General features: G+C 66.8%; 23 protein-coding genes and 1 tRNA gene. 10 read left to right on the forward strand and 14 right to left on the reverse strand.

Annotated features, from left to right (window positions below; all coding sequences use genetic code 11):
• Positions 1-124: 124 nt before the first annotated feature.
• From EX20_RS15970 to hemN, 4 genes are all read right to left on the reverse strand, one after another.
• Positions 125-448 carry a rhodanese-like domain-containing protein gene (locus EX20_RS15970; protein WP_034194095.1) on the reverse strand — a complete coding sequence of 108 codons (324 nt, stop codon included), beginning with the start codon at positions 446-448 and terminating at the stop codon, positions 125-127.
• A 14-nt stretch (positions 449-462) separates the two neighbouring features.
• Positions 463-1,119: a protein-L-isoaspartate O-methyltransferase family protein gene (locus tag EX20_RS15975; protein ID WP_014722591.1), complete on the reverse strand. Its 657-nt coding sequence runs from the start codon at positions 1,117-1,119 to the stop codon at positions 463-465.
• A gap of 104 nt (positions 1,120-1,223) precedes the next feature.
• Positions 1,224-1,481, reverse strand: a complete 258-nt coding sequence (locus EX20_RS15980) for a hypothetical protein (protein WP_034194096.1) — start codon at positions 1,479-1,481, stop codon at positions 1,224-1,226.
• A 71-nt stretch (positions 1,482-1,552) separates the two neighbouring features.
• A complete protein-coding gene (gene hemN / locus EX20_RS15985) occupies positions 1,553-2,944 on the reverse strand; it encodes an oxygen-independent coproporphyrinogen III oxidase (protein WP_034194097.1) in 1,392 nt (463 codons plus the stop codon).
• A gap of 159 nt (positions 2,945-3,103) precedes the next feature.
• Between hemN and EX20_RS15990 the strand changes: the two genes are divergently transcribed.
• The 3 genes from EX20_RS15990 to EX20_RS16000 all read left to right on the forward strand — a co-directional run bounded on the left by EX20_RS15990 (position 3,104) and on the right by EX20_RS16000 (position 5,073).
• The gene (locus EX20_RS15990) at positions 3,104-3,433 is read left to right on the forward strand and encodes a YkgJ family cysteine cluster protein (protein ID WP_011883601.1); all 330 of its coding nucleotides are present in this window, start codon (positions 3,104-3,106) and stop codon (positions 3,431-3,433) included.
• Between the two features lie 149 nt (positions 3,434-3,582).
• The gene (locus EX20_RS15995) at positions 3,583-4,164 is read left to right on the forward strand and encodes a DUF1439 domain-containing protein (RefSeq protein ID WP_011883603.1); all 582 of its coding nucleotides are present in this window, start codon (positions 3,583-3,585) and stop codon (positions 4,162-4,164) included.
• 78 nt (positions 4,165-4,242) lie between these two features.
• Positions 4,243-5,073 (forward strand): undecaprenyl-diphosphate phosphatase, encoded by an 831-nt coding sequence (locus tag EX20_RS16000; protein WP_011883604.1) that lies wholly within the window; start codon positions 4,243-4,245, stop codon positions 5,071-5,073.
• 90 nt (positions 5,074-5,163) lie between these two features.
• Here the strand turns inward: EX20_RS16000 and trmB are convergent, their stop codons facing one another.
• On the reverse strand, positions 5,164-5,931 hold the full coding sequence (gene trmB, locus EX20_RS16005) for a tRNA (guanosine(46)-N7)-methyltransferase TrmB (protein WP_011883607.1): 768 nt from the start codon (positions 5,929-5,931) through the stop codon (positions 5,164-5,166).
• A gap of 132 nt (positions 5,932-6,063) precedes the next feature.
• Positions 6,064-6,138, reverse strand: a tRNA-Gly gene (locus tag EX20_RS16010).
• Positions 6,139-6,404: 266 nt separating this feature from the next.
• On the opposite strand from EX20_RS16010, the gene EX20_RS16015 reads away from it, so the two are divergent.
• Both EX20_RS16015 and EX20_RS16020 read left to right on the forward strand, forming a co-directional pair.
• Positions 6,405-7,487: an Imm71 family immunity protein gene (locus tag EX20_RS16015; RefSeq protein WP_034194098.1), complete on the forward strand. Its 1,083-nt coding sequence runs from the start codon at positions 6,405-6,407 to the stop codon at positions 7,485-7,487.
• A 320-nt stretch (positions 7,488-7,807) separates the two neighbouring features.
• Entirely contained in the window at positions 7,808-8,152 is a 345-nt protein-coding gene (locus tag EX20_RS16020; protein WP_011883612.1) for a cupin domain-containing protein, read from the forward strand.
• A 68-nt stretch (positions 8,153-8,220) separates the two neighbouring features.
• Here the strand turns inward: EX20_RS16020 and EX20_RS16025 are convergent, their stop codons facing one another.
• The 7 genes from EX20_RS16025 to EX20_RS16055 form a co-directional block, all read right to left on the reverse strand.
• Positions 8,221-8,424, reverse strand: coding sequence for a hypothetical protein (locus tag EX20_RS16025; protein WP_014722600.1), 204 nt, complete (start codon positions 8,422-8,424; stop codon positions 8,221-8,223).
• 10 nt (positions 8,425-8,434) lie between these two features.
• Positions 8,435-8,647 (reverse strand): 30S ribosomal protein S21, encoded by a 213-nt coding sequence (gene rpsU, locus EX20_RS16030; protein ID WP_011883613.1) that lies wholly within the window; start codon positions 8,645-8,647, stop codon positions 8,435-8,437.
• A 33-nt stretch (positions 8,648-8,680) separates the two neighbouring features.
• Entirely contained in the window at positions 8,681-8,890 is a 210-nt protein-coding gene (locus EX20_RS16035; protein ID WP_034194099.1) for a hypothetical protein, read from the reverse strand.
• 67 nt (positions 8,891-8,957) lie between these two features.
• A complete protein-coding gene (locus EX20_RS16040) occupies positions 8,958-9,233 on the reverse strand; it encodes a hypothetical protein (protein ID WP_014722601.1) in 276 nt (91 codons plus the stop codon).
• A gap of 338 nt (positions 9,234-9,571) precedes the next feature.
• The gene (locus EX20_RS16045) at positions 9,572-10,108 is read right to left on the reverse strand and encodes a chromate transporter (protein WP_011883619.1); all 537 of its coding nucleotides are present in this window, start codon (positions 10,106-10,108) and stop codon (positions 9,572-9,574) included.
• Positions 10,105-10,704 (reverse strand): chromate transporter, encoded by a 600-nt coding sequence (locus EX20_RS16050; protein WP_034194100.1) that lies wholly within the window; start codon positions 10,702-10,704, stop codon positions 10,105-10,107. The genes EX20_RS16045 and EX20_RS16050 overlap by 4 nt, the downstream gene beginning before the upstream one ends.
• Before the next feature lie 105 nt (positions 10,705-10,809).
• A complete protein-coding gene (locus EX20_RS16055) occupies positions 10,810-11,565 on the reverse strand; it encodes a DeoR/GlpR family DNA-binding transcription regulator (RefSeq protein WP_045579508.1) in 756 nt (251 codons plus the stop codon).
• A gap of 81 nt (positions 11,566-11,646) precedes the next feature.
• Here EX20_RS16055 and EX20_RS16060 point away from each other — a divergent pair, with 81 nt between their 5' ends.
• The 3 genes from EX20_RS16060 to EX20_RS16070 all read left to right on the forward strand — a co-directional run bounded on the left by EX20_RS16060 (position 11,647) and on the right by EX20_RS16070 (position 13,681).
• Positions 11,647-12,246 (forward strand): NUDIX domain-containing protein, encoded by a 600-nt coding sequence (locus EX20_RS16060; protein WP_034194102.1) that lies wholly within the window; start codon positions 11,647-11,649, stop codon positions 12,244-12,246.
• The gene (locus EX20_RS16065; protein ID WP_034194103.1) at positions 12,243-12,623 is read left to right on the forward strand and encodes an NUDIX hydrolase; all 381 of its coding nucleotides are present in this window, start codon (positions 12,243-12,245) and stop codon (positions 12,621-12,623) included. Before EX20_RS16060 ends, EX20_RS16065 begins: the two co-directional genes overlap by 4 nt.
• Positions 12,624-12,814: 191 nt before the next feature.
• Positions 12,815-13,681 (forward strand): SIR2 family NAD-dependent protein deacylase, encoded by an 867-nt coding sequence (locus EX20_RS16070; RefSeq protein WP_034194104.1) that lies wholly within the window; start codon positions 12,815-12,817, stop codon positions 13,679-13,681.
• Positions 13,682-13,715: 34 nt separating this feature from the next.
• Here EX20_RS16070 and EX20_RS16075 read toward each other — a convergent pair whose 3' ends face one another.
• Positions 13,716-14,927: a S53 family peptidase gene (locus EX20_RS16075; protein ID WP_034194105.1), complete on the reverse strand. Its 1,212-nt coding sequence runs from the start codon at positions 14,925-14,927 to the stop codon at positions 13,716-13,718.
• 375 nt (positions 14,928-15,302) lie between these two features.
• On the opposite strand from EX20_RS16075, the gene crcB reads away from it, so the two are divergent.
• On the forward strand, positions 15,303-15,689 hold the full coding sequence (gene crcB, locus EX20_RS16080; protein WP_011883633.1) for a fluoride efflux transporter CrcB: 387 nt from the start codon (positions 15,303-15,305) through the stop codon (positions 15,687-15,689).
• A gap of 24 nt (positions 15,690-15,713) precedes the next feature.
• Positions 15,714-16,064 (forward strand): DUF190 domain-containing protein, encoded by a 351-nt coding sequence (locus EX20_RS16085; RefSeq protein ID WP_011883634.1) that lies wholly within the window; start codon positions 15,714-15,716, stop codon positions 16,062-16,064.
• The last annotated feature ends 1 nt before the right edge of the window (position 16,065 follow it).

The raw sequence follows: 16,065 nt of genomic DNA on the forward strand, positions 1-16,065 counted from the left end.
GGCGACGACAGCGTGGCAACCGTCGGCGGAAATGAAACGGGCGCGCAATGCGCGCCCGTTCGGCGAATCGGCGCGACCGCGGCGAGCGGTCGGCGTGGCGGCGCATGACGCGCCGCGCGGAAGGTCAGTAGCGCGGCACGGCGGGATCGACGTCGCGCGACCACGCGTCGATTCCGCCTTGCAGGTTGTACAGCTTCGTGAAGCCGCGCGATTCGAGGAACATCGCGACCTGCGCGCTGCGCATCCCGTGATGGCACACGCAGACGATCTCGGCTTCGTCGTCGAGCTCCTCGCTGCGTGCCGGAATCTGCTGCATCGGGATCGACACGCTGCCGGCGATCTGGGCGGTCGAGATTTCCCACGGTTCGCGCACGTCGAGCACGACCGGCGCCGGGCGTGCCGGATCGCGCAGCCAGTCGGCGAGCATCGCGGGCGTCAGGATCTGCATGGCTGCGCCGCCGCTCAGAACTTGAAGCGCGACGGCTCGATCGCGTTCACGAGGTGGTTCACGTAGGTTTCGAACACGTCGGCGACGCGGTACTGCTTGTCGTCGATGCGCGTGATGATCTGCGCCTTCATCACCGGACGGCCGCCGACGAATGCCGACAGGCGGCCGCCGACCTTCAGCTGTTCGAGCATCTGCTGCGGCACGACCGGCAGGCCGCCCGCGACGCAGATCACGTCGTACGGCGCCTTGGCGGGCCAGCCGAGCGAGCCGTCGCCGAGCACGACTTCGGCGTTCGTCACGCCGTCGTTGCGCAGGTTGTCGGCTGCGAACTTCGCGATCGTCGGATCGATGTCGACCGCCGTCACGTGCTGCGCGCGATGTGCGAACAGGGCGGCCAGGTAGCCGGAGCCCGCACCGATCACGAGGACGTTCTCGTGCTTCTTGACCGCCAGATCCTGCAGCACGCGCGCTTCGACGCGCGGGAACAGCATCTTGCTGGTGCCGCCCGGCAGCGGCAGTTCGAGATCGGCGAACGCCAGATCGCGGTGTTCGGGCAGAACGTAGTTTTCTCGCTTGACGATCGACAGCAGGCCCAGGACGTCCAGGTCCAGCACGTCCCACGGCCGGATCTGTTGTTCGATCATGTTGAAACGCGCGTTTTCGATATTCATGGTGTGGTCACGCAGCCAAATCGGCCGTCAGCGGGGATAGAAAAACTTCGTGATTGTACCAAACGGGGCGTCGGCAAAGCCTTCAGGCAGCCTGCAACAGACCTTTACGCATTGCTCTTCTTGATCTGCGCCTCGAACGCGAGGTCCAGCTTGCTGGCCTTGCGCGGCTTTTTGGGGCCGAATTCGTCGACGAAGCGGACGAATTCGTCGAGCGGAAGCGGTTCGCTGCGTTTTTCGGCGGTGCCGCCCGAGCGGTCGACCAGATAGAACAGGCCGCCGGCCATCGCAACGGCCGCGAACTGCGGGTTGCCGGAGCGGGCCTTCAGGCGTTCGACCGCGTTGGTCGCTTTGGTGGTGCGCATGGTGCGGATGGTTGCAGAGGCGTCGAGCCCCTTACTTTATCAAACCAGCCGCCCGCATGTGCCGCGCCGCGCTAGACGGTGCGTGAATAGCGCTGGCGTGGTGTTTGCGCCAGATACGCGTCGAAGGCCATCGCGATGTTGCGCACCACCATCCGGCCGGCCGGATGGATCGTCAGGCGGTCGCCGGCGATGCTGAGCAGCCCGTCGCGCTCGAACGGGCGCAGCGCTTCCAGCTCGCGCGCGAAGTGCTCGGCGAAGTGCACGCCGTGCGCCGCTTCGATGTGCGAGAACGGCAGCTCGAGGTTGCACATCAGCTGCGTGATCACGTCGCGGCGCAGGCGGTCTTCGGCCGTCAGACGCACGCCGCGCGCGATCGGCAGCCGGCCCGCGTCGAGGGCGGCACCGTAGCCGGGCAGGTCCTTCGCGTTCTGCGCGTAGACGTCGCCGACCTTGCCGATCGACGACACGCCGATCCCGATCAGATCGGTATCGGCCCGCGTGCTGTAGCCCTGGAAATTGCGCTGCAGCGTGCCGTTTTGCTGCGCGCGCACGAGTTCATCGGTCGGCTTCGCGAAGTGATCCATCCCGATGTAGACGTAGCCGGCCGACGTCAGCATGTCGATCGCGAGGCCGAGCAGCGCGATGCGCGTTTCGGGCGACGGCAGCGTGGTGTCGTCGATCTGCCGCTGCATCTTGAACAGGTGCGGCATGTGCGCGTAGCCGAACACCGACAGGCGGTCCGGCGCGAGCTCGATGATCGTCTCCAGCGTGCGTGCGAACACGGCGACCGTCTGGTGCGGCAGCCCGTAGATCAGGTCGACGCTGACCGAATGGAAGCCCGCCGTGCGTGCCGCGGAGATCAGGTCGGCCGTCATCGCGCGTGGCTGCACGCGGTTGATCGCCTGCTGTACGACCGGGTCGAAATCCTGCACGCCGAGGCTCAGCCGGTTGAAGCCGATGTTGCGCAGATGCACGAGCGTCGCCGGCGTGACGGTGCGCGGGTCGATCTCGATCGAGAATTCGGCGTCCATGTCCGGCGCGAGCGCGAAATGCTCACGCGTTGCGGCCATCAGCTCGGCCGTTTCGGCATCGGACAGGAAGGTCGGCGTGCCGCCGCCCCAGTGCAGCTGCGTGACCGGGCGCGCGGGGTCGAACAGCGCGGCCTGCAGCGCGAGCTCGCGCTTCAGCTGTTCAAGGTACGGGCGCGCGCGCCGGTGGTTGTTGGTCGCGATCTTGTTGCAGCCGCAGTAGAAGCAGGCCGTGTTGCAGAACGGGATGTGGAAGTACAGCGACAGCTCGCTCGACGACGCACCGGGATCGCGCGCGGCGCGCGCGTAGTCGGCCGGATCGAAATCGTCGCGGAACTGCAGGGCGGTGGGGTAGGACGTATAGCGCGGGCCGTTCGCGCCGTATTTCGCGAGCAAATCGGGGCGGAACAGGGTGTCGGCAGAACCGGAGCTCATGATGGTCTCGCGCTATTCGAATGCGTCCGAGTATATAAACGCGCGCTCCGGCCGCATTGTGTAATAACGTCGCAGCCGGCGGTGGCACAATGTGCGGTGGGCCGCCGCACGCCGCGTCCGGTTGCCGCACCGTTTTTGTTGTCCGTTCGAGAGAGCCGAGTGTCCGTCGAAATACCTGTCCGCCCGGCGTCCGCCGATGCCGTGTCGCCGCATGCGTGCCGCCCCGGCTGCGGCGCGTGCTGCATCGCGCCATCGATTTCCTCGCCGATTCCCGGGATGCCGAACGGCAAGCCCGCAGGCGTGCGCTGCGCGCAGCTCGGCGACGATCTGCAGTGCCGGATTTTCGGCCGACCGGAGCGGCCCGCGTGCTGCTCGGGATTGCAGCCGTCCGCCGAGATGTGCGGCGTGTCGCGCGACGACGCGCTTGCATGGCTCGCGCACCTCGAGATCGCCACGCAGCCTTCGCCAGACGCGGGCGCCGGCCGTTAGCCAGCCGCCGCGCCGTCGCGCCGCGGCGCGCGGGCGGTGCGCCCGTGGAACCCGCCGCGCGCGACGCCGCACTAACGTCGGTGCATCGCACTTCATCGCACGGCCGGTCGTCCGACCGCGGCCGCGCCCGATACAGGAGATTGTCCAGCATGACCGCACCTTGCACGCCCGGCCGGCGCCGTTTCGTCGCCGCCTGCGCCGGCGCACTTGGCGTGTCGATATCGCTTGCCGCCTGCGCGTCGACGTTCCCGTTCATTCCGGATCACTACACGTTCTCGCGCGGCGACGTGCAGAAGGCCGTCGCGCGCAAGTTCCCGTACGAGCGGACCGTCGCGCAGGTCGTCGACGTCGCGCTCGCGAATCCGGCCGTCAACCTGCTGCCCGACCAGAACCGCGTTGCGGTGCAGCTGGATGCGCATTTCACGAGTCCGTTCCTGCGCGAACCGGTGAGCGGCAAGTTCACCGTGTCGGGCCAGCTGGCTTACGACGCGCCGAGCCGCTCGGTCGTGCTGAAGGCGCCGGCCGTCGACAATCTCGTGCTCGACGGCGACGCGCAAATGTACGCGCAACAGGTCGGCGCGGCGGCCGGGCTGCTCGCGACGCAGGTGCTGACCAACTACCCGATCTACACGTTCAAGCCCGAGCAACTTCAATTTGCCGGCGTGAACTACGAACCCGGTACAATTACGATTCTTACAAACGGCATACGCGTGGCGATCGTCGAGAAATGACGGCGCAGCGCGCGCGGCCGGGCGGGCCGCGGCGCTGACGTGGCCGTTTCTTTCGACTACTTCGGAGTTGGGCCACGGATGGACTGGATCCTGATCTGCAAGGCATTGATCCTCGGCGTCGTCGAGGGGCTGACGGAATTCCTTCCGGTGTCGAGCACCGGCCACCTGATCGTTGCGGGCAGCTTCCTCAATTTCAACGATGCGCACGCGAAGACGTTCGACGTCGTGATCCAGTTCGGCGCGATCCTGGCGGTGTGCTGGGAATACCGCGAACGGATCGTGTCGGTCGTATGCGGGCTGCCGAGCCGGCCCGACGCGCGGCGCTTCACGCTGAACGTCGTGATCGCGACGATTCCGGCGATCGCGCTCGGCCTGCTGCTGGAGAAGAAGATCAAGGCCGTGCTGTTTTCGCCGGTGCCGGTCGCGTTTGCGCTGGTCGTCGGCGGCGCGATCATCCTGTGGGCCGAGGCGCGGCAGCGCGAGCGTAGCGAGCCGCCGCGCGTGCAGTCGGTCGATGCGCTGACTCCGCTGGATGCGCTGAAGGTCGGCATCGCGCAATGCTTCGCGCTGGTGCCGGGCATGTCGCGCTCGGGCTCGACGATCATCGGCGGGATGCTGTTCGGGCTCGACCGGCGTGTCGCGACCGAGTTCTCGTTCTTCCTCGCGATTCCGATCATCTTCGGCGCGACGCTGTATGAAACCGTCAAGGATTGGCAGGCGTTCACGGTCGACTCGCTCGGCCTGTTCGCGCTCGGGCTGGTTGCCGCGTTCGTCAGTGCGTTCGTGTGCGTGCGCTGGCTGCTGCGCTTCGTCGCGACGCACGACTTCACCGTGTTCGCGTGGTACCGGATCGCGTTCGGGCTGTTCGTGCTGCTCGTCGGTTACAGCGGATGGCTCAACTGGGCGTGACGCCCGGCGTTGAAGGTAGTGGTCAATGACGAGCGGCCCGATCGGCAGATGCCGGTCGGGCCGTTTTGCGTTGCGCGGGGCGCGTCGGGTTCAGGCGGCGCGCTTGCGGAACACCAGATCCCAGACGCCGTGACCGAGCCGCAGGCCGCGGCGTTCGAACTTCGTGACCGGGCGGTAGTCGGGGCGCGGCGCGTAGTCGGCCGCGGTGTTTTCGAGCGTCGGCTCGGCGCTGAGCACTTCCAGCATCTGTTCGGCGTAGTTTTGCCAGTCGGTCGCGCAATGCAGGTACGCGCCGGGTTTCAGGCGCGCCGCGAGCTGTGCGACGAGCGGCGGCTGGATCAGCCGGCGCTTGTGGTGGCGCGCCTTGTGCCACGGGTCGGGGAAGAAGATGTGCACGCCGTCGAGGCTTTCCGGGGCGAGCATGTGCTCGAGCACTTCGACCGCGTCGTGCTGGATGATGCGGATGTTCGTCAGGCCTTGTTCGCCGATCAGCTTCAGCAGCGCGCCGACGCCCGGCTCGTGCACTTCGACGCCGAGGAAATCGTCGCCGGGGCGGTGCGCGGCGATTTCGGCGGTCGATGCGCCCATCCCGAAGCCGATCTCGAGGATGCGCGGTGCGCTGCGGCCGAACACGGCGTCCCAGTCGGGCAGCGTCGGTGCGTACGGGACGACGAAGCGCGGGCCGAGTTCGTCGATCGCGCGGCGCTGGCCGGTCGACACGCGGCCGGCGCGCGTCACGAAGCTGCGGATGCGGCGGTGGTGCAGCGGGTTGACTTCGTCGGCGCCGTCGGCGGCTTCGTCGGGAAGGGCGGCGTCGTCCGGCGGCAGGCCGGCTTCGTTCGGATCGTCGTGCATCATCGGTGACTGAGTAAGACTCGGTTCGGGCGCGAGGCCGTTACGCGTAGCGGTGCGCCGGATGAACGGGCACATGGTACAAAAAAGCCGCCTTCGACGAGGCGGCTCTTGCGCTGGCTGCCGGGCAGCCGAAGGTGGAGCGGGCGATGGGAATCGAACCCACGTCATCAGCTTGGGAAGCTGAGGTAATGGCCATTATACGACGCCCGCAGAACGCGCAATTGTACAGGGGGTTGGGTGGGGATGGCAAGGGGGTGGTGGGGCGAGTCTCCGAGCGGTTTGCGGAATGTGCCATTCACGCGAACTGCGCATTTTCGTGGCGCTGCGCAGCATCGGTGCCCAATATCAACGGCTCGACGGACGTGGCGAGTACTCTTCCCGGCAGAGCGGAAATGATCGGCCAAGATCAGACACGAAGGCTATGCGCGGCGAACCACTGCCGTTGTCGGAAAACAATCGACTGAAGAACAGAACCAATGATGCTGAATACTCTCACCATGACTCCAGAGCAGGAGTCCGATGCGCGCGCCAAAGCGTTTCACCTCCTCAAGAAATGGACGAGTGTTACGTTCCTCGATCATGCAGTTGATCTGTTCAGGGATTTCCTTCACGCGTACGCCAGGCAGTTGGACACGCCGAGCCCGAATCAACAGGAATTGGAGGCAGCGTATGTCAACGATTTCCTGAGCGCGTTGATAAGGATGGATCAAGGCATTGAGACGCTGCGACAAGGTGCCGACAAGCGATCGGCTTACGATGCGCTCATAACGGGGAGCGAAAAAGGTGGTGAGCTTTTGTTCGGGCGGAGTGCGCACGAGGTTGGTCGAACGTATGACCCGTTTTTCCACGCACTTGGCGTGAGGGACTCGAGATTTTCGGATTTCGAATACGCAACTGGGTATGCGGAAGGGGCGTGGATTGAAGAGTTGAGCTGTCAGGCGCTCAAGTGCACTGTCGGCCTCAATTTTTCCGAATACCTCAGCTATGGCAAGCGTGCCGACGGCGGTACTCGTGTGTTCAAGCACTGGACGTATGAGTCGTTGTTCCAGGACCCGTTGTTTCCAGCATGGCGATATTGGCCGCCCGGTCGCAGCTATCCCGCCGACCTTCCTCCGTGCCCGCCGAAGAACGAATCCGCGGCCGGGGAGATTCACAGCGGCGAGGAGATTCCAGTCGAGGGTATCTGGGAGCCATGGTTTCCGGCCGGCAAGGTCGGTTGCCCGAGCTATTTCCTGAAAGGCAGTATCGCCCACACCTACTTGCTGGAAGGCACCAACGACGAACATGCGGTGGCCTGGCGGCTGCTGTGGGAAGACAAGCGTTACCGGGACGGCAGCATTCCGGCGGAAGAGGCGACTTATTTCCCGACGCCTGTCGTGCAACCGAGGCTCCGGGCCCTGCCCGGGGAGCCTTGTCCGCGCAGAGGTTACTGGCAAAGTCCGGCTGTCAAGGATTCGGTTCACGTCGAAGCCGGAGCGCCGATGCCGGGGCCGCAGCGCACGACGTGGGGAATGGTCATCTGGCATTACGCGGACCCGCAGCCCCATCACGCGAGTTGAGCGACAGGTTTGCTGCCCATCGGGGCGACGATGGGCCCAGTCCGGTGTGCAAGACAATCGGCGCGATCGAGTGTGATGCTCGTTGCCGCCGCCGTCTATGACCTAGCGCCGCTCGCGCACAGGTCGAACAGCACCGGAATGATCATCGACGACGAGCCTGACGCGTGCCTCGAAGCGACGCGGCTCCCAAAACGCACTCGCCACCCCTCCGCCCGCCCATGTCGAAAATGAACGACTCGATGTCGGAACGACACAAGCCGTGCGCGACCATTCGAACTAACGTGACAGTCCTCTCATCCGTTCGTTCTTCAGGAGCCGACATGTCCGATTTCATCACCGTGCTGCGCAAAACTTGCCCGATGCCCGTCGTCGATGCGACCAAGTGGAAGCGCATCGGCGGCGATCCGCACACCGTGAACCTCAACGCTTACGTGTCCCGCGACGGCAGCAAGATCATGGGCACGTGGATCTGCACGCCCGGCAAGTTCGAAGTGAACTACGAGAAATGGGAGTACTGCCACTTCCTCGACGGCTATTGCATCATCACGCCGGAAGGCGAGGAACCGGTGCACCTGAAGGCCGGCGACGTGTTCGTGATCGAGCCGGGCATGAAGGGAACGTGGGAAGTCGTGGAGACGGTGCGCAAGTACTTCGTGTTCGCGTGAACGAACCGTTCGGTCCGTCCGGTGCGAAAGCGCCGGTCGGAGACCGATGCGTCCAACCGCGCGCTCCGCTAATCGACGCTCAGCGCCTTTTCGATCGCGGCGATCAATTTGAACGCGTCGTCGCGACCGATCCGCAGGCCGCGGCTGGTGTACTCGCAGCCGAACGCGTAGAAGCTCGGCAACAGCGTGATCGCATCGTTCTGTCGATCGAAGTCGACTTCGCATTTCGTCAATGGAAAGAACGGACGCACTTCGACGGGCGGCTCGTACACGACTCGCGCCCTAGTACAGCTTCCGCGGCGGCAGCATGCGCTTCGCGCGGAGTCGCTGTCTCGACACGGCGCTCGCTTTCTTGCGTTTGCGCTCGGTGGTCGGTTTCTCATACCCGGTGCGGCTGCGCAACTCGCGGATGAGTCCGGTTTTCTCGATGTTTCGCCGGAAGCGGCGCAGCGCGACCTCGACTGGTTCGTCGGGCTTGAGGATGATGGTCGTCATGCAGATCCTGTTCTAAAAGCGTGTGGTGGGAAGCTAGCCGAGTCGCGTCATGACGGCGCTCGCTATCCCGTCGGACTCGAACTCGGAATATCCGGCGCCGATCGACAGTGCGCGCACGGCAGCGAACATTTGCAACTCGGGTTGATGGCGCAACGCGGATCCGGCAAGCCGGTATTGCGGGACAGCGTCGGTCGGGGAAATCTCGTGTCGCTCGATCAGGCCGAGCAATTCGTCGATGATCATTTCGCGCTCCGAATCGCCAGCCGACTGTCGCCGGCCGCGTCGACATGCATCGGTGGAATCGGTGGAACTACGCGAACAGCGGCTGCTCGCCGCGATTGCCATCGATGACCTGCTCTGCGTACAGCACCGACGCCCGCCGCGCATCGCCCGCCGATTCGAACGGCGTCTTGCTGGCCAACCGGAACGTCTCGCTGCGGGTCAGCGTGTCGATGGTGCCGCGCAGGCAGATCTTCACGGCCGCGTCGAAGCCGCCGTCGTAGTTGTGCGCGCTGCCGTTCCGCGACGGAACGTGCGGGTAGATCAGCGGGTAAATTTCGAAGCCACGATACAGATGCATGCTCATGAGGAACTCCTCTGTTCGTCGCGACAAATCGCACGGACGAACGCAACCGACCGGTATCACCGCTACGCGGCGCGACGGGTGGGGGTGAAAAGAAAACGATGCGTGCGGATGACGGCGCAACGCAGCAAGAGGGCAGAGGGCGGGACGAGCGATCTGGGACGTGACGCGCGCTCGGATGAATTGATCATACGCGCTTCGTGGCCGATGTCCATCTTATTCTCGACGGGGGCGCTGCAAGGCTTCGACCCCTAGCGACGCGCGTCTCGCCAAGTCGCAAATCCCCGTTCGTCATCCAATATCGCGCGGTGCGCCGACGGCTCGCGGCGCGGTCGCCGACGTCAGCCGATCGCATGCATGACGACCAGCAACAACGCCCCGACGACGATCAGCAGCACCGCATGAACGCGCGTGAGCATCACGCATGCAGTCGACGCAAGCGCGATCGCGCGGGCCGGCCACCCGCCGTCGAGCGCCTGCAGCAGCACCCAGGCCGACGCCAGAATCATCCCCGCTGCAACCGGCCGCAGGCCGGCCTCGAGGGCGACTTGCCAACGTGCGCCCTGGTGCCGCCGCCATAGATGCGCGACGCCGTAAATGAGGAACGCGGTCGGCCCGAACAGCGCGAGCGTCGCGATCACCGCGCCCCAGAAGCCGGCCACCTGCCACCCGATCAGCGTTGCAAGCAGAGAGCCGGGGCCCGGCGCCATCCGCGCAATCGCGAAGTCGTTCACGAACTGTGCGGCCGTCATCCAGTGATGAACATCGACGACCTGCCGCTGGATATCGGCGACGATCGCCTGGCCGCCGCCGATGGTGGCGATCGACAGCGGCGCGAACACGCCGGCCAGCGCGACATAGCGGGACAGCGTGATCATCGGCCGCTCCCCCCGGCCGTCGCGCGCGCCGCACGACGGTATTCGAGTGCGACGCTCAGCGTGCCGCCGATCACCACGGTCCACACGAGCGGCCAGTGCAGCATGGCCACCGACACGAACGTGAGCGTCATCACCGTCAGCGGCAGCGCACGGCGCGGCAGTCGGCGCACCGCGGTGATCGCCATCGAGATCGACAGCCCGATCGCCGCGGCCGCGGCGCCGGCGAGCGCGACGTGGGCGAGCGTGAAGCGCGTGAGTGCAGAGAGCGCGACGCCGAACAGCACGATCAGCACGGCGGGCGGCGCGATGACGCCGGTGAAGCCGGCCACCGCGCCGCGCCATCCGGCGAGCCGGTAGCCGATCCAGATCGCGAGGTTCTTCACATTGACGCCCGGCAACGCCTGCGACAACGCGAGTCCGTTCAGGAACGCCTCCTCGTCGAGCCAGCGCCGCTCGTGCACGAATGCGCGCATCATGCGCCCGCTCAATCCGCCGCCAAAGCTGGTCAGGCCGATCTGCGCGAACGCGGCGAACAAGGCGAGGATGCCCGGAGGCGGGGCGATAGCGTCTGGAACGGAGGTCGGGGCGGTCGGCATCGGGCGGGCGCTGACGTGTTGGTTGGGCAGTCGCCCATGGTAGCAAGGGCTGTCTGTCGGCACGCTGACGTGGGGCCGTCGGCGCTCATCCCGCTTTCCGCCGCGCTACGCCCGCACGACCGTCACGCCGGCAGCCTCGATCGGCTCGGTCAGGGCGACGTCGGTTTCCTGCTCGACGACCACGGCCTGCGCGAGCGCCAGCTCGCCGATCACGAATTGCGACGCCGCGCGCAATTTGGATTGCGACGCGAGCACGACCGTCTCCGCGGCGCGTGCCGCGAGCGCGCGCTTGATCGCGGCTTCCTCGAAGTCGCCGGTGCTCAGGCCCGCGACCGGATGCACGCCGGTGACGCCCATGAAATACAGGTCGGCATGGATGCGCGAGATACCTTCGAGCGCCGCTGCGCCGACCGCGACGATCGAATGCTTGTACAGCCGCCCGCCGATCAGGATGACGTCGATCGACGGATGCGCCGCCAGCGCGACGGCCACGCTCGGGCTGTGCGTGACGATCGTCGCGCGCAGGTCGGCCGGCAACTGGCTGACGAGCAGCGCCGACGTCGTGCCGCCATCGACGATCGCGACTTGTCCCGGCGCGATCATCTGGGCGGCGCGACGCGCGATGCGCCGCTTTTCCGCGGTTTCCAGCGTCTCGCGCTGCGCGAACGGCGCGACGGCCGGCGACGCCGGCAGCGCGCCGCCGTGCACGCGCTGCAACAGCCCTTCGGCGGCCAGCTCGCGCAGGTCGCGCCGCACGGTGTCTTCGGATACGCCGAATTGCGCGCTCAGTTCGACGGCCAGCACCTGGCCGTCACGGGCGAGCGCGTCGAGGATCGCTTTCTTGCGTTGGGTCGTCAGCATCGCATTGCACGAAATATCGTGAAATTGCACGAAACTGCACGTTACCATGGGCGCCGTCCTATGTCGAATGGGGAGGCCGCGATGGCCGCAACGCATGAGCGCGTCCGTATCGTCGATACGACGGTGCTGTCCGATGACTGGTACGTGCTGAAGAAGGTGACGTTCGATTTCCTGCGCCGCGACGGCACCTGGCAGCGGCTGAGCCGCGAGACCTACGACCGCGGCAACGGCGCGACCATCCTGCTGCGCAATGCGGCGACGGGCGACGTGCTGCTCACGCGGCAGTTCCGGATGCCGGCGTTCGTGAACGGCCACGACGGGATGCTGCTCGAAGCGGCGGCCGGCCTGCTCGACGATGCGACGCCCGACGCGCGTATCCGCGCGGAAGCCGAAGAGGAAACCGGCTACCGCGTGCGCGGCGTGCGCAAGGTGTTCGAGGCGTTCATGAGCCCCGGCTCGGTGACGGAGAAGCTGCATTTCTTCATCGGCGAATACGACGCGTCGCTGCGGATCGGCGACGGCGGCGGCGTCGCGGAAGAGGGCGAGGATCTCGAGGTCGTCGAGATGCCGCTGCATGCGGCGCTCGACGCGATCGAGCGCGGCGAGATCGTCGATGCGAAGACCATCATGCTGCTGCAGTACGTCGCGCTGCGGGAAACCGCCGGCGTGCGCCCGACATGACGCCGCTGCTGGTGCTCGTCGCCGGGCCGTGGCGCAGCGGCACCGACGGCGACCCCGCGCGCATCGCCGCCAACCTGCGCCGGCTCGAGCAGGCCGCGCTCGCGGTGTATCGCCGCGGGCACGTGCCGATGATCGGCGAGTGGCTGTCGCTGCCGCTCGCCGCGGCGGCCGGCGCCACGGCGATCGGTGACGCGATCAGCGAATCGTTCCTGTATCCGGCGGCGCACCGGCTGTTGCGGCGCTGCGATGCGGTGCTGCGGATCGAAGGCGCATCGCGCGGCGCAGACGCGGACGTGACGCTTGCGCGGCAGCTCGGCAAGGCGGTCTACTCGTCGGTCGAGGCGATACCGGTCGTGCAGGAGAGTTCACAAGCCTGAACGCGATGCCGTGCGGCGTGCCCGACCGTGCGTGCGGCGGCCACGGCCGGTTCGCGGCGCGCTCGGCGCTCGGCGCGGCACTGCGCTGCGCAACACCACGCCACGCCTCGCCGCCGCAGCATCGCGCTCGAACCGGCGTATGATCGCGCGACATCCGCCGCCTACCGTTCGATTCTTTGCCCAGCTTCGCCATGCCGCTTTCCCGTTCCTTCGATGCGTCCGCCGCACCACTCCCACTGCCCACTGATCGCGTCGGCGCCGCCGTCGAGGCGCTCGCGCGCGCCGATGCGCTCCTCGTGACGGCCGGCGCCGGCATCGGCGTCGATTCTGGGCTGCCCGATTTCCGCGGCACGGACGGCTTCTGGCGCGCCTATCCGGCGCTGCGCCAGGAGCGCTTCGAATTTCACGAGATCGCGTCGCCGCAGGCGTTTCGCGCGCAACCGCGGCTGGCGTGGGGCTTCTACGGGCACCGTCTTGCGCTGTATCGACAGACGCTGCCGCATCAGGGCTTCGCGATCCTGCGACGCTGGATCGACGCGATGCCGAACGGCGGTTTCGTGCTGACGAGCAACGTCGACGGTCAGTTTCAGAAAGCCGGCTTCGATCCGGCGCGCATCGTCGAGATCCACGGTTCGATTCACGCGCTGCAGTGTCTGCGTCCGTGCTCGGACGACACGTGGGATGCGGCATCGTTCGTCCCCGACGTCGACGCCGCCGCGTGCCGGCTGATCGGCGAGCCGCCGCGCTGCCCGCGCTGCGGCGGCCTGGCGCGGCCGAACATCCTGATGTTCGGCGATCACGGCTGGCTCGGCGAGCGCTACGACGCGCAGCAGCGCGCGCTCGACGAATGGATCGCGCAGGCGGGGCGGGTGGTGGTGGTCGAGCTCGGCGCAGGCACCGCGATCCCGACCGTCCGGCTGACGAGCGAGCGGCTCGGCGCCGATGTGATCCGCATCAACGCACGCGAAGCGCATGCGCGCCGCGCGGACGTGATCGGGCTGCAGGGCGGCGCGCTCGCGACGCTCGTCGAACTCGAGCGCGCGTGGCACGGCGCTTGAACGCGGCGGCGGCGCGCGGCCGCCGGTTGTGCGGTTACGGCTGCGCGACGAGCGCCTGAACGAGCGACGGCGCGACCGGCGAACCGAGGCCCGTCACGTAGTCGTAGCCGCCGGCCGCGTTGCAGATGCTGCCGCAACTGCCGTTCGACCCGATCGTGACGTCGTGATAGTCGCTGCCGTACGCGCTCTTTCCGATCGCATACAGCGTGTCGTAGGTGCCGCTCAGACGGCTCTTGCCGGCCGCCGCGCGCAGCGAATTCGCGATCGCGACGAGCGCCGACCATTGCGGTGCGCCGGCGCTCGTGCCGCCGACCTGGAACCAGCCGGCCTGCCCCTGGTACGTCACCGAGTCGTACACGGCGAAGCCGCTGGACGGATTCGCGTCGTAGCCGACGTCGGGCACGCCACGCTTGCCGGCCACCGGAATCGGCCAGCCGGCCTGACCGGCCGGCTCGCCCTCGGCGGTGCTCACGCCGCCGCCGCTGCCGCTCCACGCCGCTTCGCCGACGTAGTTGCCCGCTGCGTCGACCGACAGCGTCGTGCCGCCCACCGCCACCACATACGGCGATGCAGCCGGGTACTCGGTCCCGGTGCCGCTGTCGCCGGACGACGCGACGAAGGTGACGCCCGGCACGTTGAAGTGGCCGTCGTAGCCGGTTTCGCCGCTGAACTCGTTGCCGCCGAAGCTCATCGACACGACCGACGCGCCGCGTTTCACCGCAACGTCGACCGCAGCCATCAGATCGGTAAAGCTCGCCGATGCGGCCTCGACCAGCACGATCTTCGCTTTCGGCGCGATGGCGTGCACCCATTCGACGTCGAGCGACATCTCGAGCGACCAGCCGGCGTCCGTCTTGGGCCGGGTGCCGCGCGCATACACCTTGGTGAAACACCCGTTCGACGACGTGCAGGCAGGCAGCGCGAACGCGTTGCTGAAGACGCCGAGATCGGCCTCGATCTTCGGGTCGTCGTACGCGTCGACGATCGCGACGACCATCCCGTCGCCCTGGTTCGCGAGCGCATCGAATCCGTACGCGTGCCGCACGAGCGCGGGCGTGAGGCCGGCGACGGTGGCCGTGCTTGCACGCGGCTTGGTGTGGAACGGCGGGCGGGCGAATCCTTTCGGCGCGCGGTGGCCTTCGATGTACGACTGCTGGGCGCCGTCGTCGGCGAGCGCGACGCTCGACCCGAGCAGCGATGCGCACAGCGCCGGAATCAACATGGATGACAGGCGAATATTGTTCATTTTGAGAATCTCCCCGTGCCGACGGATCGACGGCGAATTGATTCTATGAAATAGCCGGAATGAATTACATCGAATATCGGCAGGATGCGGGAATGTCTGGATGAGGGTAAATACGCGGAATGCCCGGCGCATGGGGCTTGTCATGACCGGAACGGACCGCCTGGCGCAGGTTTCTCCGACTTCCGAACGGCCGCTGACTCATTAATCGATTTATTTTGTGGATTTGTAATCATCGGCGTAATTCATCGGAAAATGGCGAATCCGGCGGCCGTGTGCGAACGATACGACGCGCCGGCATTGCGGCCGCCGCACGATTGCGCATACAGTTCGGCGTACGCCGCGCCGGCCATCCGGCGCCGTCAGCAAGGAGTTTTCGTGTTCCCTTCGATCGTCGCGATCTTCGTCGGCGCCGGGCTCGGCGCCGTGTTGCGCTGGTTCCTGGGCCTCGCGCTCAACGCGTTCGTGCCGGCCATGCCGCTCGGCACGCTGGCCGCGAACCTGCTCGGCGGCTACGCGATCGGCATCGCGGCCGTCGTGTTCACGAGCCGCGTCGGCCTGCCGCCCGAGTGGCGGCTGTTCGTGATCACCGGCTTCCTCGGTGGCCTCACGACGTTCTCCACCTACTCGGTCGAAGTGATGACGCACGCGCTGCAGGGCGAATTCGGATGGGCGTTCGCGGTGGCTGTCCTACACTTGACTGGTTCGTTCACGCTGACGGCGCTCGGCATGTGGACCGCCAGCGCGTGGTTCGCGCCGGCCTGAGCGCGCCGGCATCCGGAGAACGCGATGGACACCGTGTTCCTGCGTTTCTATGTGCATGAGCAGCAGCGGCTGCACTGGAAGCCGCTATGGGAATGGCTGCTGGAGGAAGCTAACCGGATGGGCGTCGCGGGCGGTTCCGCGTTCCGCGCGATGGCCGGCTTCGGCCGGCATCGCGTGCTGCATGAGGACCGCTTCTTCGAGCTGCAGGGCTCGCTCACGATCGAGGTCGAATTCATCGTCACCGAGGACGAGGCGCGGCAACTGCTCGAACGGCTGTCGCGCGAGAAAGTGCGCGTGTGCTACGCGATGATCCCGGCGAGCTTCGGCGTGATCGACACGCTGTCGGCGCCGCCGGCCGCGGGGCCGGCGGTGTAGC

It is taken from the genome of Burkholderia sp. WP42 (genome assembly GCF_000745665.1).
GTDB lineage: Bacteria > Pseudomonadota > Gammaproteobacteria > Burkholderiales > Burkholderiaceae > Burkholderia > Burkholderia vietnamiensis.

What these genes read in the sequence shown, in the direction of transcription:
- trmB (WP_011883607.1), bottom strand. Translation starts at nt 5,931, where the DNA reads ATGATGCACGACGATCCGAACGAAGCCGGCCTGCCGCCGGACGACGCC.
- EX20_RS16065 (WP_034194103.1), top strand. Translation starts at nt 12,243, where the DNA reads ATGACGCCGCTGCTGGTGCTCGTCGCCGGGCCGTGGCGCAGCGGCACC.
- hemN (WP_034194097.1), bottom strand. Translation starts at nt 2,944, where the DNA reads ATGAGCTCCGGTTCTGCCGACACCCTGTTCCGCCCCGATTTGCTCGCG.
- EX20_RS15995 (WP_011883603.1), top strand. Translation starts at nt 3,583, where the DNA reads ATGACCGCACCTTGCACGCCCGGCCGGCGCCGTTTCGTCGCCGCCTGC.
- EX20_RS16055 (WP_045579508.1), bottom strand. Translation starts at nt 11,565, where the DNA reads ATGCTGACGACCCAACGCAAGAAAGCGATCCTCGACGCGCTCGCCCGT.
- rpsU (WP_011883613.1), bottom strand. Translation starts at nt 8,647, where the DNA reads ATGACGACCATCATCCTCAAGCCCGACGAACCAGTCGAGGTCGCGCTG.
- EX20_RS16015 (WP_034194098.1), top strand. Translation starts at nt 6,405, where the DNA reads ATGATGCTGAATACTCTCACCATGACTCCAGAGCAGGAGTCCGATGCG.
- EX20_RS16050 (WP_034194100.1), bottom strand. Translation starts at nt 10,704, where the DNA reads ATGCCGACCGCCCCGACCTCCGTTCCAGACGCTATCGCCCCGCCTCCG.
- EX20_RS15975 (WP_014722591.1), bottom strand. Translation starts at nt 1,119, where the DNA reads ATGAATATCGAAAACGCGCGTTTCAACATGATCGAACAACAGATCCGG.
- EX20_RS15970 (WP_034194095.1), bottom strand. Translation starts at nt 448, where the DNA reads ATGCAGATCCTGACGCCCGCGATGCTCGCCGACTGGCTGCGCGATCCG.
- EX20_RS16060 (WP_034194102.1), top strand. Translation starts at nt 11,647, where the DNA reads ATGGCCGCAACGCATGAGCGCGTCCGTATCGTCGATACGACGGTGCTG.
- EX20_RS16070 (WP_034194104.1), top strand. Translation starts at nt 12,815, where the DNA reads ATGCCGCTTTCCCGTTCCTTCGATGCGTCCGCCGCACCACTCCCACTG.
- EX20_RS15980 (WP_034194096.1), bottom strand. Translation starts at nt 1,481, where the DNA reads ATGCGCACCACCAAAGCGACCAACGCGGTCGAACGCCTGAAGGCCCGC.
- EX20_RS16045 (WP_011883619.1), bottom strand. Translation starts at nt 10,108, where the DNA reads ATGATCACGCTGTCCCGCTATGTCGCGCTGGCCGGCGTGTTCGCGCCG.
- EX20_RS16075 (WP_034194105.1), bottom strand. Translation starts at nt 14,927, where the DNA reads ATGAACAATATTCGCCTGTCATCCATGTTGATTCCGGCGCTGTGCGCA.
- EX20_RS16040 (WP_014722601.1), bottom strand. Translation starts at nt 9,233, where the DNA reads ATGAGCATGCATCTGTATCGTGGCTTCGAAATTTACCCGCTGATCTAC.
- EX20_RS16000 (WP_011883604.1), top strand. Translation starts at nt 4,243, where the DNA reads ATGGACTGGATCCTGATCTGCAAGGCATTGATCCTCGGCGTCGTCGAG.
- EX20_RS16035 (WP_034194099.1), bottom strand. Translation starts at nt 8,890, where the DNA reads ATGATCATCGACGAATTGCTCGGCCTGATCGAGCGACACGAGATTTCC.
- EX20_RS16020 (WP_011883612.1), top strand. Translation starts at nt 7,808, where the DNA reads ATGTCCGATTTCATCACCGTGCTGCGCAAAACTTGCCCGATGCCCGTC.
- EX20_RS16085 (WP_011883634.1), top strand. Translation starts at nt 15,714, where the DNA reads ATGGACACCGTGTTCCTGCGTTTCTATGTGCATGAGCAGCAGCGGCTG.